At 35.9% G+C, this 23,296-nt stretch carries 22 protein-coding genes and 1 pseudogene; 14 read left to right on the plus strand and 9 right to left on the minus strand.

The features are described 5' to 3' along the window. Positions 1-2 precede the first annotated feature (2 nt). The 4 genes from J7W16_RS06025 to J7W16_RS06040 all read left to right on the plus strand — a co-directional run bounded on the left by J7W16_RS06025 (position 3) and on the right by J7W16_RS06040 (position 2,844). Positions 3-1,082 carry a GerAB/ArcD/ProY family transporter gene (locus J7W16_RS06025; RefSeq protein ID WP_210596369.1) on the plus strand — a complete coding sequence of 360 codons (1,080 nt, stop codon included), beginning with the start codon at positions 3-5 and terminating at the stop codon, positions 1,080-1,082. Continuing rightward, on the plus strand, positions 1,079-2,326 hold the full coding sequence (locus J7W16_RS06030; protein WP_210596370.1) for a Ger(x)C family spore germination protein: 1,248 nt from the start codon (positions 1,079-1,081) through the stop codon (positions 2,324-2,326). Before J7W16_RS06025 ends, J7W16_RS06030 begins: the two co-directional genes overlap by 4 nt. A gap of 4 nt (positions 2,327-2,330) precedes the next feature. After that, entirely contained in the window at positions 2,331-2,492 is a 162-nt protein-coding gene (locus J7W16_RS06035) for a hypothetical protein (protein WP_210596371.1), read from the plus strand. 97 nt (positions 2,493-2,589) lie between these two features. Beyond that, entirely contained in the window at positions 2,590-2,844 is a 255-nt protein-coding gene (locus J7W16_RS06040; protein ID WP_210596372.1) for a DUF2564 family protein, read from the plus strand. A gap of 61 nt (positions 2,845-2,905) precedes the next feature. Here the strand turns inward: J7W16_RS06040 and J7W16_RS06045 are convergent, their stop codons facing one another. Continuing rightward, on the minus strand, positions 2,906-3,223 hold the full coding sequence (locus J7W16_RS06045) for an iron-sulfur cluster biosynthesis family protein (RefSeq protein WP_210596373.1): 318 nt from the start codon (positions 3,221-3,223) through the stop codon (positions 2,906-2,908). A 131-nt stretch (positions 3,224-3,354) separates the two neighbouring features. Between J7W16_RS06045 and J7W16_RS06050 the strand changes: the two genes are divergently transcribed. From J7W16_RS06050 to J7W16_RS06065, 4 genes are all read left to right on the plus strand, one after another. Next, positions 3,355-4,875, plus strand: a complete 1,521-nt coding sequence (locus tag J7W16_RS06050) for a carboxypeptidase M32 (RefSeq protein ID WP_210596374.1) — start codon at positions 3,355-3,357, stop codon at positions 4,873-4,875. A 286-nt stretch (positions 4,876-5,161) separates the two neighbouring features. Further along, positions 5,162-6,127: a BMP family lipoprotein gene (locus J7W16_RS06055; protein ID WP_210596375.1), complete on the plus strand. Its 966-nt coding sequence runs from the start codon at positions 5,162-5,164 to the stop codon at positions 6,125-6,127. A 20-nt stretch (positions 6,128-6,147) separates the two neighbouring features. Continuing rightward, positions 6,148-7,797, plus strand: coding sequence for a methyl-accepting chemotaxis protein (locus tag J7W16_RS22600; RefSeq protein WP_210596376.1), 1,650 nt, complete (start codon positions 6,148-6,150; stop codon positions 7,795-7,797). A 114-nt stretch (positions 7,798-7,911) separates the two neighbouring features. Continuing rightward, on the plus strand, positions 7,912-8,391 hold the full coding sequence (locus J7W16_RS06065) for a small multi-drug export protein (protein WP_210596377.1): 480 nt from the start codon (positions 7,912-7,914) through the stop codon (positions 8,389-8,391). On the opposite strand, the gene J7W16_RS06070 is transcribed toward J7W16_RS06065, so the two are convergent. Together J7W16_RS06070 and J7W16_RS06075 are read right to left on the minus strand one after the other, a co-directional pair. Next, complete coding sequence (locus J7W16_RS06070) at positions 8,392-9,105, minus strand: YwaF family protein (RefSeq protein WP_210596378.1); 714 nt, start codon at positions 9,103-9,105, stop codon at positions 8,392-8,394. 56 nt (positions 9,106-9,161) lie between these two features. Continuing rightward, the gene (locus tag J7W16_RS06075) at positions 9,162-10,160 is read right to left on the minus strand and encodes a YeiH family protein (RefSeq protein ID WP_246879869.1); all 999 of its coding nucleotides are present in this window, start codon (positions 10,158-10,160) and stop codon (positions 9,162-9,164) included. 120 nt (positions 10,161-10,280) lie between these two features. Here J7W16_RS06075 and J7W16_RS06080 point away from each other — a divergent pair, with 120 nt between their 5' ends. Beyond that, entirely contained in the window at positions 10,281-11,162 is an 882-nt protein-coding gene (locus J7W16_RS06080; protein ID WP_210596379.1) for a selenium metabolism-associated LysR family transcriptional regulator, read from the plus strand. Positions 11,163-11,179: 17 nt separating this feature from the next. Here the strand turns inward: J7W16_RS06080 and J7W16_RS06085 are convergent, their stop codons facing one another. Continuing rightward, positions 11,180-12,478 (minus strand): DUF2254 domain-containing protein, encoded by a 1,299-nt coding sequence (locus tag J7W16_RS06085; RefSeq protein WP_210596380.1) that lies wholly within the window; start codon positions 12,476-12,478, stop codon positions 11,180-11,182. A gap of 113 nt (positions 12,479-12,591) precedes the next feature. Here J7W16_RS06085 and J7W16_RS06090 point away from each other — a divergent pair, with 113 nt between their 5' ends. The 3 genes from J7W16_RS06090 (at position 12,592) to parC (ending at position 17,630) form a co-directional block, all read left to right on the plus strand. Beyond that, the gene (locus tag J7W16_RS06090; RefSeq protein WP_210596381.1) at positions 12,592-13,005 is read left to right on the plus strand and encodes a CoA-binding protein; all 414 of its coding nucleotides are present in this window, start codon (positions 12,592-12,594) and stop codon (positions 13,003-13,005) included. Positions 13,006-13,200: 195 nt separating this feature from the next. Continuing rightward, positions 13,201-15,171, plus strand: a complete 1,971-nt coding sequence (gene parE, locus J7W16_RS06095) for a DNA topoisomerase IV subunit B (RefSeq protein WP_210596382.1) — start codon at positions 13,201-13,203, stop codon at positions 15,169-15,171. A 2-nt stretch (positions 15,172-15,173) separates the two neighbouring features. Continuing rightward, entirely contained in the window at positions 15,174-17,630 is a 2,457-nt protein-coding gene (gene parC / locus J7W16_RS06100; RefSeq protein WP_210596383.1) for a DNA topoisomerase IV subunit A, read from the plus strand. Positions 17,631-17,955: 325 nt separating this feature from the next. Here parC and J7W16_RS06105 read toward each other — a convergent pair whose 3' ends face one another. From J7W16_RS06105 to J7W16_RS06125, 5 genes are all read right to left on the minus strand, one after another. Next, complete coding sequence (locus J7W16_RS06105) at positions 17,956-18,327, minus strand: rRNA methyltransferase (RefSeq protein ID WP_210596384.1); 372 nt, start codon at positions 18,325-18,327, stop codon at positions 17,956-17,958. Between the two features lie 132 nt (positions 18,328-18,459). After that, positions 18,460-19,536 (minus strand): tyrosine recombinase XerS, encoded by a 1,077-nt coding sequence (gene xerS / locus J7W16_RS06110; protein ID WP_210596385.1) that lies wholly within the window; start codon positions 19,534-19,536, stop codon positions 18,460-18,462. Between the two features lie 363 nt (positions 19,537-19,899). Further along, on the minus strand, positions 19,900-20,085 hold the full coding sequence (locus J7W16_RS06115) for a hypothetical protein (RefSeq protein WP_210596386.1): 186 nt from the start codon (positions 20,083-20,085) through the stop codon (positions 19,900-19,902). A gap of 152 nt (positions 20,086-20,237) precedes the next feature. After that, positions 20,238-20,861 (minus strand): YpmS family protein, encoded by a 624-nt coding sequence (locus tag J7W16_RS06120; protein ID WP_210596387.1) that lies wholly within the window; start codon positions 20,859-20,861, stop codon positions 20,238-20,240. After that, the gene (locus tag J7W16_RS06125) at positions 20,861-21,799 is read right to left on the minus strand and encodes an SGNH/GDSL hydrolase family protein (RefSeq protein ID WP_210596388.1); all 939 of its coding nucleotides are present in this window, start codon (positions 21,797-21,799) and stop codon (positions 20,861-20,863) included. The genes J7W16_RS06120 and J7W16_RS06125 overlap by 1 nt, the downstream gene beginning before the upstream one ends. Before the next feature lie 287 nt (positions 21,800-22,086). On the opposite strand from J7W16_RS06125, the pseudogene J7W16_RS21880 reads away from it, so the two are divergent. Then, positions 22,087-22,593: pseudogene (locus tag J7W16_RS21880) on the plus strand (peptidoglycan recognition protein family protein); the annotation flags it as partial. Between the two features lie 30 nt (positions 22,594-22,623). Beyond that, the gene (locus J7W16_RS22255) at positions 22,624-23,127 is read left to right on the plus strand and encodes a peptidoglycan-binding domain-containing protein (protein WP_346726910.1); all 504 of its coding nucleotides are present in this window, start codon (positions 22,624-22,626) and stop codon (positions 23,125-23,127) included. Positions 23,128-23,296: the final 169 nt, after the last annotated feature.

Raw genomic sequence — 23,296 nt, forward strand, 5'->3', positions numbered from 1 at the left:
TAATGAAAGAGAAAATCAGTGTACGAGAACTCGTCGCGTTAATCTTATTAACGGTTGGTACCAAGCTTGCAGATATGACGCCAACCATTGTAGCCCAAGTAGGGAAAAATGCGATGTGGATGGTGCCAATCATTTCGTTTCTTACTTTACTACCATCCTTTCTGATTCTGTTATATCTATTCAGAAAATTGGAAGTAGAAAATTTAGTTGAGCTACTGAAAAAAATTTGTGGTAAATACATTGGCGGTATTTTTGGTTTTTTATTTTTCCTCTGTATTTATGTTTTAACGATTGTAGATACAAACAGCTATGTGAATGAACTTACGGCAATGTACTACCCAAAATCACCTGAATTATTTATTTTTATCATCGTTTTTATTGTTGGCTTGTGGGGGGCGAAAAAGGGATTTGGTTTAATAAGCTCTATTGCTTGGATGCTCCTACCGTATATAAAGGTCATTGCAACCTTCTTAATTGTCTTATTACTAGGTGATTTAGTGTGGCTAAGAATTTTCCCATTGTGGGGAGATGGATTTGTTCCTGTATTAATAGAAGGGATCAAAAAAGGATCAATTTATGGGGATTTGTTTCTCTATACGATGGCTTACGGCTTATTGGGTCATAAGTCATTTACGAAAGGGGTTTCAATCGGTGGTGTAATTGTTTTAATTGAATTGACTCTCTTTTACTTAGTCTATGTCGTCTTTTTTGATTATAAGTCAATTGACAGTATTGCATACGCCTTTCACGAAATTACACAGTATGTATCAATTGGAACTTTTTTCACAAATATTGAAGTGTTCTTTATGGCCTTTTGGTTACTTGCTACCTTCATGCGTTTCATTATTTATTTTTACTTATCTACCTGGATTTTTGCGGCAGTCTTCTCTATTAAGAATTTCCGTCCACTGTTGGTACCGATGATATTCATTGCATGTATGTTTGGATTATGGATGGATGAACCGATCAGAAATGTATTAGTTCATTTCTCACTTGTGATGGATCTTTCGACAGCTGTATATTTCATTATTCCATTGCTGTTATTGGCGATTGCGAAATTCAGGGGGCAGTTAAAAGGATGAGACTCTATCATATTTTATTGTTAGCATGCAGTTGTTTGATTTTGGCTAGTTGTTTTGATAAGGCAGAACTCGAACAACAAGCCTACGTCATTGCAGTTGGAATCGATCAAGCAGAGGAAAAAGGAAAATTTAATATCACATTTCAAATATCTAACCCAGAGGTAGGGACCAATATTCCTGGAGGAGGATCTTCAACAGAGGAGCCTCAAGAATCGGTTACCTTACTAGCAGATGATCTACTTTCAGCGAAAAATACCGCCAACTCTATTATCTCGAGAGAGGTGTTGCTTGATCACACGAGTGTAGTAATTGTTTCTGAAGAGCTAGCACGTTCTGGTCAATTTATAAATATAATTCAGAGTGCGAATCGGACTAAAGAACTTAGACGAGGTGTACAAATCATTGTTTCTAAAGAGGATGCAAAAGATTTTCTGAAAAACAATAATCCAAAAATGGAGACACGCCCACATAAATATTATCAATTCATGTTAAAAAGAGCGAAAGAGACGGGGTTCATACCCGAAGCAGATCTTCACCGTTTTTTTCAAATAACTGAAGGGGATGCAGATCTCTTTCTAGCTATTTATGCTTCAGCCGAAAAAGGTGAGGTATTGAAAAATCAAAATGAAGATGAATTTATGGCTGGTCAAGTCCCGCAGATTGGTGAGCAAAAAACACAATTTATGGGATCGGCTGTTTTCAAAGAGGGAACGATGATTGATACTCTCACAGGAGAAGAAACAAGATTCTCTGTGATTTTAGATAACACGATTCAGGTTCAGGATGTACTTGCGACCTACCGTGATCCTAAGTCTGATCAATACAGAATAGCAACAAGGTTTATAAAAAAAGAAAAGACAAAAGTTGATCTTCATCTTGATGAAAAAGGACAAGCTCATATAAATGTGATTGTTCCGTTTAATTTAGAAATTCTAGCCGTTCCTAGTTTAGTTAATTATTCAAATAATGAAGAAAATATAGAACTACTTAAAAAGTCAATTGAGGAAGGTCTGAACAAAAAAGTAAACGAATTCGTTGCCAAAACTCAAGAAATATACAAGTCTGAACCGTTTTATTGGTCTTTATATGTGAGGTCTCATTTCAACACAATTACTGAATACGAGACAGCAGATTGGCATAAAAAAATATACCCAAATGCAGAAATTACTGTGGATTGCCAAGTGAAAAGTATCATGTTTGGAAAATTAATCAAAAATACGGATTTAGGTGAAGTAAGGGATTGATCAGATGAATTTAATTTTGTGGCTATCAGCTATTGCTGTGTCAGCTTATACATTTTATCATGCTAAACGCTATTTTTCTGATGAAGGTCGTTTCATTGGGATTTTAGTTGGAATGGTTGGACTGTTCTGTCTGGTTTTACCCTTTTTTGTTAATGGGGCAACTTAAGAGGTTTACATAATAGTATTATGTAAACCTGAGAATGAAGCTCATTAAAAGTGGGCACTCTATTAGGGATTATTGATTATTAAGGAGGGTTTTTTTGATGTCTTCAAAAAATGAATTTAATGATGTAAAACAAGTTGAGATGTCGATTTTGTCTGCTGAACATATGGTAGGTCAAGCAACGAGAACAATGGATGAAGAACAAATTCAGGCTGCTACTGATGCAATTAAGACAGCCAAGCAGCAATTAAGTCATGCCCTTGCTCATCAAACCGGTGTGGATGATGCTTTTTATGAGATGGCAACTGAATTACTTCATAAAGCGGATCATCAATTAAAAGAAGCAAAAAAATAAGGCACATTATTAAACAAAAAAGAGATCTAAAAAGGTCGTCCTTTTTAGGTCTCTTCTAAAGTTATAATTGGTTTTTGGGTTCAGGATGGTCGAGTTGATCAAATTTCGGATTAGAGAAATCAAAATAGCCTAGGTCCTCTTCATAATCAATCGTCATTCCATCAAAGTACCAAAAGTCATCTTCAGTTATAAAGAAAACAATGCCCTCTCGTTCCACCTTGAAACTGGTTGGGGTAGGTTGGTCTTTCATTACTCCAACAGAGAATCCGCCTGAACCAACACCACCAACACGTACATAAAGTCTAAGCGACTCTCCTTTTTGTAAGAGAATTTCTTTTTTATATAAAGCAGCTGCTTGGTTTGTAATTGTAAACTCCAAATGAATACCTCCTTTACACTACAAACGATACCATAGTAAAAAAAATATTTCTATAAAACTGAAAATATTAGAAGGAAAACCATTTCGAATGACGAAATAATACGAGAAAGAATTTAAAAGAGGTGTAATCAATGACAGAAGAACAAGTAAAAGCACTAGAAACAGAATTTAGACAATATGTAAAAAAAATTCAAGATTATAACCAAGCATTATCTCTACTTGCATGGGATTCTAGAACTGGCGCTCCGAAAAAGGGTGTCAAGCAACGTTCAGAAGTCATCGGTACAATTTCAGCGGAGGTATTTCACCTTTCTACAAGTGAGCAAATGGCTAAGTATTTAAAGGAATTGCGTGAAGAAAATGTTTATGCTCAGCTATCTGAAATCACACAGAAAACAGTGGATGAATGCCATAAAAACTATGAAAGAAACGTTAAAATTCCTAAAGAAGAGTATAAGGAATATGTTATGCTTCAATCGGAATCAGAGTCATTATGGGAAGAAGCAAAGGATAAGGCTGACTTTGAATTATTTAGACCGAACCTTGAAAAATTAGTTGAATTCAAAAAGAAGTTCATTGGCTATTGGGGATATGAAAAGCATCCATATAATACTTTACTAGATGATTACGAGCCAGGTGTCTTTGTTGAGACAATTGATCGTGTATTTGGAGAGTTACGCGATCAATTGATCCCATTAGTTAAAGGTGTAACCGAATCGAAGCATCAACCAAAAACAGATTTCTTATTTGAGAAATTTCCTAAAGAAAATCAGAAAGAGTTAAGTTTAGATATTTTAAAAGAAATTGGTTATGATTTCGATGCAGGTCGATTAGATGAAACGGTTCATCCATTTGCTATTGGGTTAAACCCAAATGATGTTCGTGTAACGACAAAGTACAATGAAGATGACTTTAGAGTCGCTTTATTTGGAACAATTCATGAATGTGGACATGCACTTTATGAACAAAATATTTCTTTAGATTTACTTGGGACTCCGTTATGTACTGGAACATCAATGGGCATTCATGAGTCACAATCACTTTTTTGGGAGAAATTTGTCGGGAAGAACTATGGCTTCTGGGAACGTAATTATGATGTATTGAAGAAACATTCAACAGGTCAATTTGATGATGTTTCTTTAGAAGATTTTTATTTTGCTGTTAATCAAGCGAAACGTTCACTTATCCGTATTGAAAGTGATGAGTTAACATACTGCTTACACATTATCATCCGTTATGAACTTGAAAAAGCTTTAATGGAAGATAAGCTTGAAGTGAAGGATCTTCCACAAGCATGGAACGAGAAGATGGAAGAGTACTTAGGAGTTAAACCTTCTCATGATGGTGAGGGTGTACTTCAGGACGTTCATTGGTCATTCGGGGCATTTGGTTACTTCCCTTCCTATGCGTTAGGATACATCTACTCTGCTCAATTAAAAGAAGCGATCGTGAAAGAACTTCCTAACTTTGATGAGCTTGTTAAAGCGGGAGATCTTGCTCCAATTCGTGAATGGCTAACGACAAATATTCACCAGCATGGAGCAATGAAAAAACCAGCTGAAATCATTAAGGATATTACTGGTGGGGGTATTGATTCGAAACCTCTTGTCAAATATTTAGATGAAAAATACCGTCGTCTCTATAAATTTTAATTGAATTAGAAAAAGCTCAAAAGGTTGTTCAAACCTTTTGAGCTTTTTTCTGCTTAACTTATTAAAATAATATTATTTCGATATATTAATAATAATGTATTCGCTTTCATTTGTATTGATTAATACTACGGTTCAATTTCCTGTATTTTCTTGTTCATTTACATGCTTAAAGGTCGATATAAAAGAAAGATAGATACTTATTTAATAACTATTAAAAAATAATAGTCTATGGTATAGTAATTTGAGGTTTTTGTCGAAAAAAGTAAATTAAGAGGAGATATGGTAGATGAAAGTTATTGCACCGTCATTGCTACTATTGTGTATACTGACATTATTTCTATCAGGCTGTATGTCTGAAACGGGACAAAAGGTAAAAGAAGAACCGATTAGAATAGGCATTATGTTATCAGATGTTGGTTTAGGTGATCAATCATTTAGTGACTCAGCATTTAAAGGACTTGAAACAGCACGTGACCAGTTAGGGATTGTTTTTGATTACCGAGAGCTAGCAGAAACTGGTACATACGAAGAGGGATTAAAAGAGCTTGTTGCAGAGGATAATGATTTAATTATAGGTCTAGGATTTATGATAAAAGAAGAGTTGGAAAAAGTAGCCAAGGAGCACCCTGAGCAACGGTTTTTATTAGTTGATGAGGTTTCCGACGTAGAAAATATTGTTTCGCTGACATTTAAGGAAGACGAAGGTAGCTTTTTAGCTGGAGTAGTCGCTGGATTGAAATCAGAAACAGGTGTCGTTGGATTTGTCGGAGGAGCGGATGTTCCTTTAATTCAAAAATTTGAAAAAGGATTTGCTGAAGGAGTCAAGGAAGTCAATCCCTCTGCTGAAATTCTTTCAGAGTACGCAGGAGATTTCGGGAATGACCAATTAGGTGCTAGTATCGCACTTGACATGATCGAGAACCAAAATGCCGATATTATTTATACAGCTGCTGGGTTTACTGGCGTCGGAGCACTTCAAGAAGCACAAGAGCAAGGTGTCTATGCTATTGGGGTGGACAGTGATCAATTCTTTCTAGCAGAGGAAGCAGTCATTACTTCAATGTTAAAAAATATCGATGTTGCCATGTTAACTGTTTCAACATTATTAGTAGAACAAGGTCAAATATCTGAGGATATTGTAATGGGTCTTAATGAAAACGGGGTAGGCTTAGCCCCAATTAGAGTCACATCTCTAGATGCGAATGAAGAAAAAACATTAAACGAGCTTATCGAAAAACTAAAAACCAACTAGGACCATTAGGAGAGTAGCAAATGAAACTGGGTACAAAAATTTTACTGAATTCCTTAGCAGGATTATTTTTAGCTATTTTATTGGTTGGATTTATCATCTTTAATATGCTACAAATACAAACGTCAAATGGGAATTATGTGCCGATTCTTATTAATGTAAAAGAACTTGAAGCTGACTTAATTGGAACACAGCAAGCATTAAATAACTATGCATATAATCCTTCTGAATCAAATAAAGCAGCAACATTAACGAATATCGAATCAGCTAGACAAGAATTAACGGAACTAGCTGATCATTTAATTACAGATCAAGAAAAAGAATATTTAAGTCGAATTCAGTACAAGTTTGAGCAACTAGAACAAGCATCGTTGCTAGCTTTAGATGCGATGGCTGCGGCGGATATTCAAAAGCAGTCTGTACGTGCTTCAGGTATTTTAAATGATGTTCATCATTTAACAAATGAGACAAACCGAAACTATGAGATTTTAACTGAAGAAATGGAAGCGAAAATTGATGGGATCATTAGTACATCAGTTATCGTTAGCATCGTTCTTATTTTAGGAGCGACTTTCGTTAATATTGTATTGACTCGTAGAATTACAAAACCAATTATTTCGTTATCTGACCAAGCAAAGCAGGTGGCAGATGGAGATTTGTCGATAGAGGTTGTTTCAACTACGAGCAAGGATGAAGTCGGGGTATTAACGAATTCTTTTGCACAGATGGTAACAAATCTAAAGCAGATCTTACAGTCTGTAAATCATGTTAGTGACCAGGTAACAACGGTCTCAACGAATATTCATAATGATAACAAGTATGTAGCAGAAATTTCTCAACAGGTAGCATTGTCTACAGAAGAGCTTGCAAGTGGTTCACAAAATATTTCTTCAGACTTATCGGAAGCTGTAGATCTTATTAGTGACATGAAGAATACATTTGAACAAAACTTGAATGACTCAACGCGATCAACTGTACTTAGTCAAGAGGCTGTAGATGTGATCAACCAAGGAAAAGAGACGATTAAGAAACAAGAGCAGTTAATGAATGACAATATTCAAGCAAGTCACCTTATTAAGACGTCAACAGAAGAATTCAGTTCTTACTTTAAGCAGATTGAAAACATGGCGAAATTCGTTGCGGATATTGCTGGTCAAACAAACCTGCTTGCATTAAATGCGGCAATTGAAGCAGCAAGAGCAGGTGAGGCTGGAAAAGGTTTTGCTGTTGTAGCTGACGAAGTTCGAAAGTTGGCTGAGGAAACAAACAATGCGACAAAGCAAATCTTTGATATGGTTTCCAAGCTAAATGGTGGTATGACAACGATTATGTCTGCAATTGAAAATGGCTCTGAAATTGTAGCCAACCAAAAAGACTCGATGGTATTTACTGCCAATTCATTCGTTGAAATTGAGCAGAAAGTGAATGAAATTGGACAGCAAATTCGTGTCGTTGCAAAAGGAATGGAAAGCACACAAGAAAAATCATTCCAAATTTTATCAAATGTTGAAAGTATTAGTGCTGTAACGGAACAGTCTGCAGCCGGAACAGAAGAAATATCGGCTTCTGCAACTGAACAGCTTCAGTCATTAGATCGAGTCACTGACAAAATTAATCAATTAAAGGAAATGACTGATGATCTAAATAATCAGCTTTCTCATTTTAAAATTTAAATTATAAAATTAGACCGGAAAACCCGGTCTCTTTTTTATTTGTTTTCTAATGAGATTAAGGTACGATAGTGGTATCTATAACAATATGTGGGAGTAGAAGGGAATGGTATATTTATGAGTTTTTTTGAAGTGCTTTGGGCTTATCTCTTAGTTTTTGTGTTTTCTGCAACTCCTCTTTTTGAATCGATTATTGTGATTCCACTTGGGATTTTTGCAGGTCTTTCCGCAATTCCAGTAACAATCGTTGCCTTAGTCGGGAATTTATTAACCGTGTATCTTGTTATTGTTTTTGTTGAGCAAATTAAGAACTGGAGAAATAAACGAAAGAAACAAGAGGGAGTGGAGAAACAGAACAAACGTTCCGAAAGAGCGAAGGCAATCTGGAAAAAGTATGGATTACCTGGTTTAGCTATTATTGGTCCGTTATTTGTTGGTAGTCATATTACAGCATTAATGGGCTTGTCATTAGGTGGATCAAAAAAAATGGTTGCTTCTTGGTTAACAGCAAGTTTGATTTTTTGGTGTATTCTTGCAGCGATTCTAGCACATCTCGGTTTTGATCTATTTAATGCACAGGACAGAGAAATTTTCTAATTAATAGCCACCACTCTTCTTTTTAAAATAAAAAGGAATGTAGAGTATTCCAAACATAATTAATGCAATCAGTTCGAGTGAAAGAATATACCATGGATAAGGTCCTAGAAAGTCAATCAAACTTGCATTGGTTGGCTTTCTAGCTAAAAACATGTAATTAGCACCTGTAATGAAATTAACGATTATCGCGATGAGAGCGATCGCATTTAAAGTAATGAACGATTTAATAAATGAGCGAAAAGTAATGTGAAACTGTTCAATCCAGACCATATACAGAATTGAAAGGACAATTGAAAAATGAGCAATAAAAAAATGAATAAACCGGAAATGTGGAAAGGTATAAAATAAATCAGGGGTAAGTAACGCTTGAAGGGCCCCTGATAAGCCAAAAAAGTAAACAACCTCGAATACTGTACGATTTTTAGTGATAAGCATATACACACAAAGATACAGACTAATTGTACATAGCTGGAGCGGTAAATTATAACGAATATCCCAATTGCCAATCCAAATACTCCATGTAATGAGTCCGAATTCAGATAGCACAAGGCTAGCTATTAAGAGTGAACGAGCATAACGTTTCGTTAGCGATGATTGACGGAAATAATAGAGTAAACCAACTAGAACAACAAACGCTAGAATGCTGTAAAGATGAGCCGTTGATAAGAAGAGTGCAGGCTCCATATACGCATCTTTTTCGATTAGTTCTAACATCGTATTCCCTCCCCACCTATAGTTGATTCATCTAGTTCGAACGCCTTCTTTACTAACTATACCAATTGAACTAAAAGAAATCCAAGAACAGATAGGAGGACAGAACCGATAGCTGCAGCAAGAAACGGTTTTAATCCAATTCCTCCTAGAGCTTTGAAATTTACACTTAAGCCAAGGCCTGCCATTGCCATAGTCATAAGGAAATAGGCAATTGTTATAAGAACTTCTACAATGGTTGCAGGCACCATTCCAAATGTATTTAAACAGCTAGTAAAAATAAAGCCGAGAATAAACCAAGGGACTTGAAATGATCGAAAGGTTTTATTATTTTGGTTATCTTTAAGGTACATGCCTATTCCAAGTATCAATGCTATAGGAATGAGCATCATTACTCTAGTTAATTTAACAATCACAGCTATGTCAACTGCTAGATGGCCACCAGGTTCTGCTGCTGCAATCACATGTGCCAATTCATGTAGTGTAGCCCCTGCAAATACGCCAAAAGCTGTATCAGAAATTGTTAGTAATGGGTAACTAATTGTATACAAAATAGTAAATCCCGTGCCGATTAAAGCTATAATCGTTGCAGAGACTGCAACTTCTTCGTCTTTTGCTTTAATTTGCGGTGCGATTGCGACAATAGCAGCGGCCCCACAAATAGCTGTTCCACATGCTGTTAATATGCCCAAACGGTGATTAACTTTGAAGAGCTTTGTTAGATAATATACAATAACTAAAGTAAAGATAAGACAGCCAAGAGCTATTAAAAACATACTCGGCCCTGCCTGAAAAATCTCTTTAAAATTTAATCTTAAACCTAATAGCACTATGCCTATACGAAGTAAGGTTTTACTCGAAAACGTGGCACCTTTACTATTAAATTGATCACGTCTAAATGTACTCCAAGTCAATCCTATCAGCATTGCGAGGATAAATGCACCTGTGAGTTGAAAAATCGGCAGCATTACAAGAAGGTTTGCGATTATCGCAATCCAGAAAGTTAAAAAGAGTCCAATTATGAAGGAATTGTCTTGTATTGATTTAATATATGTCAAAATGCAGCCCCCAATAACATTCGTTTGTTCCACTATAGTACGACGCTTTCTATAAGTGAAATACATAAAACTAATGCCAATCATTAATAAAACTTATGATGGATTTGAAGGAGTTTTGAAATGTTAGATCAATTAAAATTATTTGTGACCGTTGTCGAACAACGACACTTTTCAAAGGCCGCTAAATTATTAAATGTTACTCAGCCAAATGTAAGCCTGCAAATCCGTAGATTGGAAGAAGAATTCGGCACAACCCTTTTTGTTAGGTCACCAAAAAGGGTTCAGGTTACTGATTCTGGTGAGCTATTGTACCTTAAAGCTAAAAAGATTCTCTCACTTTATGAACAGGCGAAACAGGAAATTGAACAGCAGCAGGTCGAAATTAAAGGGGTTATCAAAATTGGAGCGAGTTTTACAATAGGGGAGTACATTTTACCTCGGATATTGGCCGAATTTGCAAATCAGTACACTGAAGTGAAGGTTGAGGTGTTCGTTGGTAATACCGAAGAGGTCATTGAGAAGATCAATAAGCATGAACTAGATATCGGTCTCGTTGAAGGGCAAGTGAATAGCAATATTCGAATGTATCCATTCATGGAGGATGAACTAATTTTGATCGCACCACCAAATCATGAGTATGCCCAGTTAAGGTCGATCAAACCTGAAATGCTCGATGAACAGGTTTGGATTCTCAGAGAAAAAGGTTCCGGAACAAGAGAATATTGCGATCGTTTTTTTTCTGACTTTTCATTGAAATTACAGCATCTATTTATCTTTAGTAGCAGTCAAGGAATTAAGGAAGCTGTCTCAGCAGGGCTTGGGATTGCAATGATTTCGAAACTAACCGTTAAGAAAGAACTTGAGTATAAAGAAATTAAACAATTATATGTTCAGAATCAAAATGTTACACGAACATTTCATTTGATTGAGCCCGAGAACTTGAATGCTTCGAAAGCAAGGGAGTTGTTCAAACAAGCCATCCTCAGCCAGAGAATGGCTTGATTCATAAATTCTTATGACTATAAAGACCTATAGCTATGGCCCTGTTTTGTTTGAATAGACAATTGTTCAATTTTTTCGTTTAAATAATCTCGATCCAACTCAAGTAATGTTTCTCGCTTAATTCCTTGCTGGATATAGAGTGAGAATTCCCATATTAATTTTTTTGTTTTAGTTCCATTCTGTGCTGCAATGACCTGAAGGGAATCAATCATTGCAGCTACAACAGAGACATCATCAATTCCATAATGGCGTATTTGGTAATAGCATTTATAGAGATAATCTTGAAAATGACGTTGCTTATTAATTACTCTTAAATTATTTAAATCATCATTATAAAAGGAGCGATGCAAATTTTTACCTGCTAACACGGTAAGGATTTTTGCGAGTGCTCTGATCCCGCTTATTGCAGTATTTGGGTCATTTGTACCTGGAGATAACGCACGTAATGTGATTTCAACTAATTTCGTTAAGCCGAAATCGATATCTTGAATTGTGGATCTTTCTTCACCGACGTGAAAGAAACTCAAATAATGATTAATGTCTAAATGATCACGCTTGCCCCAAAGGGACAGAACAGTTGTTCCTTCTTCGATATAATCACCAAGTCCAACTTCTATTTTTACAATGCTGTCATCATTCTTGGATTGGTTAATTAGTTTTTCGAGTTCAATTAACAGTAAATAACCCGCTTTTGGTGCGAAAATATAGATTGGTTCGATTAATTTTATTTCTTCACTTTCCCAATCTTTCCATGGTTCATCACCAGCATCGGTTGATTCATCTTCATAATTTTTGTTAATCGAGATAATGGTTTTATTCGTAATATGATGGATGAGGTTGCTAACTTGGATCCACCTCCCGACATGATGGACAAAAAAGACGAAATAGCCAACACAAATGATCGAATAAATAACAGCTAAAACAGGCGAAATGTAAAGAGTATCTGCCGAATCCCCTTTTAACAACAATAAGAGAACAAGGGAGTACAAGAAACCTCCAATAAATACTCCAAGAATTCGTTGTGTTGAGGCATCAGTTAAAAAGTCCTGCATTGTTCTTGGTGAAAATTGAGACAAATACGTTGTTAATACGACCATAATTGTTGAAAAAGAAATTGTGGTCATCGTTAAAAGAGAAGATGTAATCGTACTTAACAATGTTTGTGCAAGACTAAGATCAACTGTTAGAATATTAATCATCACAGAATGATCTAATATCGAAGTTAAGATTGCAAATAGAATTGAGATTACACCGTACAAAGCTGGGGTAAACCAAAAGTATGAACGCAATACTAGAAGAGTAGGATGAATGTTCAATTTTCTCTTCCTCCCTTTTGAACTGTTACCCCGTAGTCTTGGTTATTTGCAAGAATTTAAACAAAAATGGCAGATGGGTTGATTGTTAGCATAATTTAAAAGGAGAGATTAATATGAGTATTAAAAATCCAGCAAATGAAGAGATTAAGGAATTGCTAAACAGTAGCAAGCGAATTGCGGTTGTCGGTCTATCAGGAAACCCTGACAGAACTTCTTACATGGTTTCGGAAGCGATGCAAAAGGCCGGTTATGAGATTATCCCAGTGAATCCATCAGTAGATGAAGTTCTAGGGGTTAAGGCAGTTAGTTCATTAAAGGAAATCGATGGTCCTATTGATATTGTTAATGTTTTCAGAAGAAGTGAATATTTACCTGAAGTTGCTCAGGAAACAATTGAGGTTGGTGCAAAGTCATTTTGGGCACAGCTAGGGCTAGAGAATGAAGAAGCCTTTGAATTATTGAGAAAACAAGGGATTTTCACAGTGATGAATCGATGTATCAAGGTGGAACACGCTAAATGGAAATAAAAAACATTGTCTCTTTTTTTGAAAAAGAGGCATGTTTTTTTATTTAATTCTCTAAAGATTAAGCAGGAAATTTGAAAAGAGGTTGCGAATACTGAAATAACCGCTACAATAGATAAAGCAGCACTAAATGACCGGATAGAAACATTTGTTCGCTTGTGCTACAATAACGGTAGCATGTTGAAAGGGGTACCAACTTTGGCTAAGAAACAACATATGGAATATAATGATGATGCAATACAGGTGTTAGAAGGACTTGAAGCAGTCAGAAAGCGTCCAGGGATGTACATTGGTAGCACTGATGCTCGAGGACTTCATCATCTCGTTTATGAAATAGTTGATAACTCTGTAGATGAGGCTCTTGCTGGTTACGGAGAATACATAAAGGTCACAGTCCATCGTGATAATAGTATTTCTGTCTCTGATGATGGACGAGGAATGCCAACGGGTATGCATAAGTCAGGTAAGCCAACACCCGAAGTTATCCTTACTGTACTCCACGCTGGAGGTAAGTTTGGTCAAGGTGGTTATGCAACGAGTGGAGGACTTCACGGGGTTGGGGCATCTGTAGTAAATGCCTTATCTGAATGGCTAGTTGTTGAAATCAAACGTGATGGACAAATGTACAGACAGCGATTTGAGAATGGCGGTAAGCCAGTAACAACACTAGAAAAAGTTGGACCTACTAGAAAAACAGGAACAACGATTCATTTTAAACCAGATACAACAATATTTAGTGTGACAACTTATAATATTGAAACGCTTACAGAACGCCTAAGAGAAGCTGCTTTTCTTCTAAAAGGCTTAAGAATTGAATTGGTGGACCTACGAGGTGAAGGGTCTACTGAAGAGTTTTACTTCGAAAATGGAATTGAAGCTTTCGTTGAGTATTTGAATGAAGATAAAGAAACATTAAGTCCAGTTGTGTTTTTCTCAGGAGAACAAAACAATATCGAGGTTGAATTCGCTTTTCAATTTAACGATGGTTACACAGAAAACGTTCTCTCATTTGTGAACAATGTGCGTACAAAAGATGGCGGAACACATGAACTTGGTGCAAAAACGGCGATGACTCGTGCGGTGAATGAATATGCTCGCAAAGTGAAGCTCCTTAAGGAAAAAGACAAAAATCTTGATGGATCAGATATCCGCGAAGGCTTCACTTCAATAGTCTCTGTCCGTGTGCCAGAGGAAAAGCTCCAATTTGAAGGTCAAACAAAAGGCAAGCTTGGGACAACAGAAGCACGTTCTGCAGTAGATGGGGTTGTTTCTGAGAAGCTGTCATACTTCTTTGAAGAGAATCCTGATGTAAGTATGATGTTGATTAGAAAGGCAATTAAAGCAGCTCAGGCTAGAGAAGCAGCAAGAAAAGCTAGAGAAGATGCACGTAACGGTAAAAAGAGTAAGCGGAAAGATGTTCTCCTCAGTGGGAAACTAACCCCTGCTCAATCCAAAAATCCTGAACGAAATGAATTATATCTAGTAGAGGGTGACTCTGCTGGTGGATCTGCCAAGCAAGGTCGTGACCGAAAGTTTCAGGCAGTTCTTCCGCTTAGAGGAAAGGTAATTAATACCGAAAAAGCAAAGCTTGAAGACATTATGAAAAACGAGGAAATCCGGACAATCATTCATACGATTGGTGCAGGTGTTGGGTCTGACTTTGATTTAAATGATGTTAATTACGACAAAATTGTGATTATGACCGATGCGGATACCGATGGAGCACATATCCAGGTTCTACTTCTAACATTCTTTTATCGCTATATGCGACCACTTTTTGATGTTGGCAAGATCTATATCGCATTGCCACCACTTTACAAAGTAAGCAGAGGAAGCGGAAAAAAAGAGGTTGTTGAATATGCTTGGGATGAAAGAGAACTTGATAAAGCAACGAAAATCGTTGGACGAGGCTATATTTTGCAGCGTTACAAGGGTTTAGGTGAGATGAATGCAACCCAGCTCTGGGAGACTACGATGGACCCAGAAACAAGAACTCTTATTCGAGTTAAGCTTGATGATGCAGCCCGTGCAGAGAAACGAGTAACTACTTTAATGGGCGATAAGGTTGAACCACGCCGTAAGTGGATTGAAGCAAATGTTGCCTTCGGTCTTGAAGAAGAAACAAATATCCTAGAAAACGAAAATTTAGCTGTAATTGAGGAGGAGTAAGCTTGTCACAAACAGAGCGTTACTTAGACCTTCCTTTAGAAGATGTCATAGGCGATCGTTTTGGTCGTTATAGTAAATATATCATTCAAGAACGTGCCTTACCTGATGCAAGAGATGGTCTTAAGCCGGTACAACGCCGGATTTTATATGCAATGTATAAAGAAGGAAACACAGCAGAGAAACCATTCAGAAAGTCAGCTAAAACGGTTGGTAATGTAATCGGTAATTACCATCCACATGGTGATTCCTCTGTCTATGAAGCTATGGTTCGTATGAGTCAAGAGTGGAAAGTACGCAATTTACTTGTTGATATGCATGGGAACAACGGTTCGATAGACGGAGATCCACCAGCAGCAATGCGTTATACTGAAGCGAGATTATCCAAGATTGCTTCACAGTTATTAAGAGATATTGAGCGTGATACGGTTGAGTTCATCCCTAACTTCGATGATTCTGAGGAAGAGCCTGTTGTACTTCCCGCAATGTATCCGAACCTCCTTGTTAATGGTTCTACAGGTATCTCGTCAGGTTATGCAACCGATATCCCACCACATCATCTAGGTGAAATTATTGATGGCGTCATTATGCAGATGGAAAAACCATCAACTACGCTTGATGATCTTCTTCAAGTAATTAAGGGACCTGACTTTCCTACTGGAGGAATCGTTCAAGGAATTGACGGTATTCGCCAGGCGTATCAAACAGGAAAAGGTAAGGTTGTTGTGCGTGCGAAGACGGAAATTGAAGAGCTTCGTGGTGGAAGAGAACAAATTATTATTACTGAAATTCCATATGAGGTTGTTAAATCAAATCTTGTCAAAAAAATGGATGAGCTTAGATTTGATAAGAAGGTCGATGGAATCGCAGAGGTACGCGACGATACAGATCGAACCGGGTTACGTATTGTAGTTGAACTAAAAAAAGAAGCAGATGCAAATGCAATTCTACATTATTTATTAAAAAACACTGATCTTCAGGTCACATATAATTTTAATATGGTCGCAATTGCGAATAAAGCTCCAAAGTTAATGGGATTACAAGCATTAATTCAAGCATATATTGATCATCAAAAATTAGTCGTCAAAAGACGTACGAAATTTGATTTGAAAAAGGCACAGGATCGCCAGCATATTGTTCAAGGATTAATCAAAGCCATTTCTATCCTTGACGAGGTAATTGCAACAATCCGTTCATCAAATGATAAAAGAGATGCAAAAGAAAATCTAATTTCGAAATACGCATTTACTGAAGCACAAGCAGAAGCAATTGTCACATTGCAGCTTTATCGTTTGACGAATACTGATATCACAACGCTTGAAGAAGAAGCAGCAGATTTAGAGCGTCGAATTCATGAGCTTGAGTCAATTCTTGAGAGTGAAAAGAAATTAATTCAAGTCATTAAGAAGGACCTACAAACGATTAAGAAAGAATTTGCTGACGTTAGACGTACAATTATTAAAGACGAAATTGAAGAAATAAAAATTAATATGGATGTGTTAATTGCGTCTGAAGACGTGATGGTCACAGTAACAAAAGAAGGATATGTCAAGCGGACGAGCATACGTTCGTATGGTGCGTCAAATGGTGAAAACCCTGGAATGAAGGAAGGGGATTATTTACTCGGTCATTACGAAATTAACACGACCGATATTCTCATGCTTTTCACGAAACTAGGGAATTACTTATACATCCCTGTACATCAGCTTCCAGATATAAGATGGAAAGACGATGGCCAGCATGTTGCGAATTTAGTAACTGGACTTGATCGTGAGGATGAAATTATAACTGCCATTCCAATTAAAGAATTTAAAGAGGAAGAGTCTTTACTTTTTATTACGAAACAGGGGATGGCTAAACGTTCGCAACTTTCTCTTTACCAAGCACAACGCTTCACAAAACCATTAATGGCACTCAAATTAAAAGAAAATGATGAAGTTGTATCTGTGGCATTAACAAATGGTGAGAAAGAAGTGTTTATCGCAACAAATTTAAGCTTTGGCTTATGGTTAGGTGAAAGTGAAATCAATTTAGTTGGCCAAAGAGCAGCTGGAGTAAAAGCAATTAACTTAAAAGAGGATGATTATGTTGTTGATGCAACGACATTCTCATTAGAAGATAAAAAAGTTGAATTTGTGATTGTCACACAGCGTGGAGCAGTAAAAAAGATGCCAATCACTGAGTTTGATAAGTCTAGTCGAGCAAAACGAGGTCTTGTGATGCTTCGAGAGCTAAAGTCGAATCCACATAGGATCTTAGCTTGCAAACGCGTCATGGACACAGCAGATACGTTTGCTGTTAAGACGAAAAAGGACATTGTTGAGACATTTACCGTTTCAGATTACCGTAACTCTGATCGATATAGTAATGGATCATTTATAACTGATGTTCACCAAACTGGTGAAGTAATGGAAGTTTGGAAGATTGTCGATACGACAATTAAAAACGAAGAAAACAAGTAAAGTGTAAATGCATGGGGGAGATAGATCAATCCTCCATGCATTTTTACTGTTTAGGTGGTTGGTATTGTATTTAGAAGCGGAAAGAGGGAAGCAATCCTAATTCCAGACTTTGTTGTTGGTTTATTCATAGTAAGTAAGTAACCAATTTAATTTTCAGTGTGCGAAGTATATTGAACTTATAAGTAGTAAATCTGAATGACAAAAATCCAACTTAATTTTTATTTCGTCTCATTATCTTAAGAATACTTTAGATTAGAGACAGATTACATTTTTATTTTTTTACTTCCGATAATATATATTATGTTCGGGGCACTAAATAAGAATATTATTCTATTCGGTATTTATGGCTTCTAAGTTTAAGGTTATCAAAATCAATGAAGTTCACACTATATTCTATAACATCGTTTATAAATAATTTGTTTTGCTTAGCAAATTCTTTAACATTTGCTAATAATGCTGTATCATATGTTGTTTTGTAATGAATTCGATCTTTTGGTCTCAATTCTTTATTATATGAAATTGTTCCATTCAGCAACAAATTCTCTAATCCGCTTTCCAATAGGTAGTTAGGAAAAGTGTGATGTTCTTTTGCTAAAGTATCCAATTGCTCTAAAAGTGCTGCACTTATTCGTGTTCTAAATTTAACTCTATTGTGATCTGTTGTATGAACCAGCTTGCCGTTTACTGATTTCCACATTATAAATCCATCCTTTATTTAAGTAATAGGGTTTAGTTATCATAATGAATAATTTACTTAAGATAGCTCAAATATACACTTACTAGTGATTCAGATCGTTATTCCTTGACCTGAATCACTAGTTATTAATCATCAATCCTTTGGCATGTCCATTTTATCAACCGCACTTTTTAGGTCATCATTTCTAATATGTGTATAGATCATGGTGGTTTGGATTGAGGAATGACCTAATTGTCTTCTTAATTTAGGTACATCATTGATCTCAAAATGATATCTTGTTGCAAACGAGTGGCGTAGTTTATGTACAGATAACGATGGTTTTCCGAATGCTGTTGCATATTTTTCAATAAGTTTTTCAATTGAACGTGCTGTTAATCTTCTTGTTTTTCCTTTAGGACCCATTGCAGCTGCTACGAACAGTGCTTTATTGGTTTTATCAACCTTATAACGACTTTCTCTAATTTTCAAGTATTCTTGAAGGTCATCCATAGCAATTTTACTAAAAAACACATACTGTTCCTTGTTACCTTTACGAATGACTCTCGCTGAATACTTTTTAAAATCGATATCATTCAAATCTAAATTAACAATTTCCGAAAGTCGCAAGCCGGAACCAAGTATCATTGACGTAATTGCTGTATCTCGTTCCTGATTTAGCTTATAGAAGTTCACTAGCTTCTTATTTTCTTTTATTAATTCCCCGTAATCATGTGCAACAAAGCGTCTAAACCCTTCATATTCATCACCAATTAATATTTTTCCTTCCATTTTGTTTGCAATGGTTTCCATGCTTTCTTTTATGTCATTAAAGTCAACCTTAGCCATCACATTGCGGCTTAGATAGGGCTTAAGGTCACGTGTTTCTGCAATATTTTGAAGATAGTTAAATAGTGATTTCAAGGCTGATAATTTACGATTCACTGTGATCTCTTTATTATCTAGCTGATAACGAAGAGAATGCAGAAAGCCTTCAATTTGCTGGACTGTTAATTTCTCAAGTAATTCTAATGGGATCTCACGTACGGAACCCTCGAACAAATGTTCCGAAGTAATCCACTGAAAAAAGATTTTGTAATCATGACAGTAATTTAGTAAGGAAGCTGCAGAAAGTTTTCTTCGTTTGTGATCAATATATTCTTCAACATACCAGGGTAAGTCTTTTAGCAGTAATTGTAGTTTTTGATAATGTTGCTGCTGTTGATTATTCATATAATTCACCTCAATACTATACATTCTACATAGAATAATGATTTCCTTCTTTTATTACGTCAAATTTATATTTTACGTAATAATGTTTTGGATCTATATCCAGAGCAATCAATATCTCCTGTTCATTTCTTCATAACTGTTTTGTATAATTGATGCGATTTAAAATAAAGCTTTTGATAAAAATCCTCAAAGTAATGAGAAACTATTAGCCTTATTAAAGAAAAGAAAAACGCTATAACTAATATGATAAATAAAAATATTGCACCTAGTTTGATTCCCTCCATTAACAACACCTTCTTTGATCTATCCTGGTTATATTGATTTAAGGCTTGCTCATTTCAGATTACATCAAGCGAATTTATTTTAACGAATTGCTTTGTTATTTTTCCTCCATATTAATGACATTATCAGTAAACTAACGCCAAGTGACATCGCAATAATTTGATCGAATAAAAGCTCGCCGGTTTTGAGATAACGAATTAAAGATGCCCCACCAAAAATAGTTATACTTATAATAGCTAAGCGAATTAAGAAAGAATTTGTTTTCAAATAAGTCCCCTCCCTCTCTTCAGTGATCTCCACTTCTATTGATTTCATCTTAACATTAATTCCCTTTTTTCAACAAGGATGGGTGCCTCAAACACACTATTCATACAAAAAAACCCACTACTTTTTACTGAGTTAGTGGGAGGTTATTATTTTTAAAATCCTAATGTTTCATTTGGAATCTTTATCCAAAAAGAGATGTTATCTTGTTTCAAATCAAAATGTTGGACTTTTACATTAATATTATTTTTCATTTTAATTTGAGTGACTGCTATATAGATCCTTTGTTTCTTCGGATCAATTTCAATCCAGTCAGGGGTTTCTAACTCTTTCTTGACGTATTCGAGAATTTTCTGTTGTGGTAATTGGAGCAAACCAAGTGACATTTCTGTAGGATATAGAACAAGGTCTCCATTCTCTTCTACTGACGGCTCTAAAATAATTGAGACAGGAATGTCTGTTTTAAAGGCCTCAATTGAACCAGTGAAATGGACATTCTCTTCCATGTTAATCGAATATTTGTCATCTTTATCTTTAAGTTTTTTATCAATATATGCATTAACAAGATCGTTTAGGTTTTGTTTACTTGACTGGATCGTAAACTCAGAACCAAGTTCCTCTTCAAAAATTTCTGAAATCGATGTCCCTCCCTCTGAAACAGGCCAGATAATAAACATTAGAAATAGTAGAAGGAGACAAACATTTATTCCAGCCAAAATTATGAATAACGTTTTCCAATTCCAGTTTATTCTTTTGAAGTCAAATCGCTTTCTAAACATTATTCAACATCCTCTGGTGTAATATCCGTTTCCTCATTTATTTCAAGATGCTCTAGGACACGTTTAGCAATTAATTTGTAGCCACTAGTATTTGGATGGAATTGATCATCAGCTAATAAATCAATATCACCATTTAGGAATAAATCCTGTGTAGGTATAAAATGGACATTTGCATATTCCTCTGTAAGTGATTTACCAGCTGTGTTCCAATCATTCAAGATTATTTGTAGTTGGTAAATATCACTGAAATAACGTTCAAACGGATTGTAAAAGCCGATCAGATATATTTGTGCATCTGGATTCAGCCCATTGATTCTATCCAATATAGCAGTAAGACGTACAACATAATTTGGTAGCTCTTTTTGGAAAGGCTCTAGTGTGAGATTAGTAAAGTTACTTTTAACTATTTTCATAATATCATTCGCACCAATTGTAATTAACACAGTATCTGCCTCTTTGATAGAAGCTGCAATTTCTTCTTTTTCGAGTCGTTTTAATAACTGATCAGAACGGTTACCCCTTTTTCCGATATTTTCAATTTCTATATTAATATTATTATCTTCAAAAGTGTGGTTCAAAATCCCCACATAACCTCCCTTTTCGGTTTCATCACCAACGCCTTGTGTAAGTGAGTCACCGATCGCAACAATCTTTTGTTCTTTAGTAAAAAGGTTAATTGCAACATCTAGGACTTCTCTGACCTTATCTTTTAAATCCTCTGTTATCGTTGGTTGCTCCAATGTATTCGCCTCAACTAATTGCTCAACCTCTTCAGCTGCATTGGTTTCAGGTAAATCTTCAACTTGTTCTTCATTAAGGATATTTACCGCTTCCACACTCTCTAGCTTCGTTTGACTTGGATTCAAAAAAACTAAATATAGAAGAAAACTAACAAGAAGTAAAATTGCAATTGCGCCTAATGCTTTCTTCATATGCATGTTCACATCACACCTGTCAATAAGATCACTATTAAACTAGAAAATGGCTAGTTTGAATATCTCATCATTTTATCATTCAGAAGCGAATAATGTAATATAATTTTCTCGCTTTTTTTGTAGAAAGTATTTCTAAGAGTCACCCCCCATTCCTTTGGTTCCTTATATTAATAAAAAGAAGAAAGGTTAGTATCCTTGATTTACTTATACCCCATTTTCTTCTGGTCTTATCACAGAATTATTGCTACATGCATAAACAAAAGTATAAATAAATCAATTAGAGGTGTTCTATGTTATATAATATTACAAGGGATTACATCTCATTAGGGAATTCCCGATCAGGTCAAAGACTAGAAAATGTAGAATTTATTGTTAGCCATGATACTGGTAACCCTGGTTCCTCGGCATATGCTAATAGGAATTACTTCGAAAATGCAGATCCTTTTGCTTCAGCTCATACTTTTATCGACGATGATATTATTTTGGAAATTATTCCTCTTACTGAAAAAGCGTGGCATGTTCGTAATAGTGTTACAGCAGATAACCAACGTTTTGGAGCAGATGCTAATGCTGCAGCAATCGGAGTGGAGCTTGCTTGGGGTGGTTCAATTAATTTTGAGGAAGCATACAATCGCTATGTTTGGTACCATGCCTATTTATTAGACAAATATAATCTCGATGCAGACAGACATATTGTCGCTCACAGTACTCTTGACCCAACTCGAAGAACAGATCCTCAGAATGCCTTAAATCGATATGGTATCTCGTGGAATGAATTTATTAGTGATGTCAAGAGAGCACGTCAAAAATATTTTGATGGCCAAGAAGTGACAGAGCCCGTCATAAAAGGTGAATCGGTTGACCTTCCATTAAGTAAAGGAGACGAAGGGACATTTATTCAAGAGATTCAACGAGACCTTATTCGTGCAGGGTTTTCTTTACCTGTTTACGGTGCGGATGGAATTTTTGGAGCAGAAACACAACGAGCGGTCATGCGTTTTCAAGAGGCTTATAATTTACAGATTGACGGGTTAGTTGGTCCAATTACACTAAATAAATTAAAAGAAGTCGTTGGTTCAAGTAATCCTCTTTCAGACTTTCCTTTACCAGATGGAATCCTGAGAAAAGGAGATGAAGGCCCTGAAGTCGCACGTGTTCAGCGTGCACTAAAAGCAATTGGCTATGACCCCACATATATTGATGGAATCTATGGTGAATTAACAGAAAATGCCGTTAGACGTTTTCAATCAAGCTATGCGAAGCTTGCTAATGATGGCATTTATGGGCCAAATACAAGAGAATATATGGAACTGGAATTAGATAATTTATAATTAGTAGGATTGTTTATCGGAAGGAGAAATTTCTTCTTCCGGTGACTTTTTCACCTGACAATAACATCAATAAAGATGAGTGCTATCAATACATAGAAAAAGAGACCGGGACATACAAAAGCTTCTAATGAAAATTAAACAAATCAATAACTTAGCTACTGTATCTAAC

The organism is Halalkalibacter suaedae (genome assembly GCF_017939705.1).
GTDB lineage: Bacteria > Bacillota > Bacilli > Bacillales > Bacillaceae_D > Halalkalibacter > Halalkalibacter suaedae.

Coding starts and splice junctions, on each gene's coding strand:
- J7W16_RS06025 (WP_210596369.1), top strand. CDS start 3: ATGAAAGAGAAAATCAGTGTACGAGAACTCGTCGCGTTAATCTTATTA.
- J7W16_RS06030 (WP_210596370.1), top strand. CDS start 1,079: ATGAGACTCTATCATATTTTATTGTTAGCATGCAGTTGTTTGATTTTG.
- J7W16_RS06035 (WP_210596371.1), top strand. CDS start 2,331: ATGAATTTAATTTTGTGGCTATCAGCTATTGCTGTGTCAGCTTATACA.
- J7W16_RS06040 (WP_210596372.1), top strand. CDS start 2,590: ATGTCTTCAAAAAATGAATTTAATGATGTAAAACAAGTTGAGATGTCG.
- J7W16_RS06050 (WP_210596374.1), top strand. CDS start 3,355: ATGACAGAAGAACAAGTAAAAGCACTAGAAACAGAATTTAGACAATAT.
- J7W16_RS06055 (WP_210596375.1), top strand. CDS start 5,162: ATGAAAGTTATTGCACCGTCATTGCTACTATTGTGTATACTGACATTA.
- J7W16_RS22600 (WP_210596376.1), top strand. CDS start 6,148: ATGAAACTGGGTACAAAAATTTTACTGAATTCCTTAGCAGGATTATTT.
- J7W16_RS06065 (WP_210596377.1), top strand. CDS start 7,912: ATGAGTTTTTTTGAAGTGCTTTGGGCTTATCTCTTAGTTTTTGTGTTT.
- J7W16_RS06070 (WP_210596378.1), bottom strand. CDS start 9,105: ATGTTAGAACTAATCGAAAAAGATGCGTATATGGAGCCTGCACTCTTC.
- J7W16_RS06080 (WP_210596379.1), top strand. CDS start 10,281: ATGTTAGATCAATTAAAATTATTTGTGACCGTTGTCGAACAACGACAC.
- J7W16_RS06090 (WP_210596381.1), top strand. CDS start 12,592: ATGAGTATTAAAAATCCAGCAAATGAAGAGATTAAGGAATTGCTAAAC.
- J7W16_RS06105 (WP_210596384.1), bottom strand. CDS start 18,327: ATGTGGAAATCAGTAAACGGCAAGCTGGTTCATACAACAGATCACAAT.
- xerS (WP_210596385.1), bottom strand. CDS start 19,536: ATGAATAATCAACAGCAGCAACATTATCAAAAACTACAATTACTGCTA.
- J7W16_RS06120 (WP_210596387.1), bottom strand. CDS start 20,861: ATGTTTAGAAAGCGATTTGACTTCAAAAGAATAAACTGGAATTGGAAA.
- J7W16_RS06125 (WP_210596388.1), bottom strand. CDS start 21,799: ATGCATATGAAGAAAGCATTAGGCGCAATTGCAATTTTACTTCTTGTT.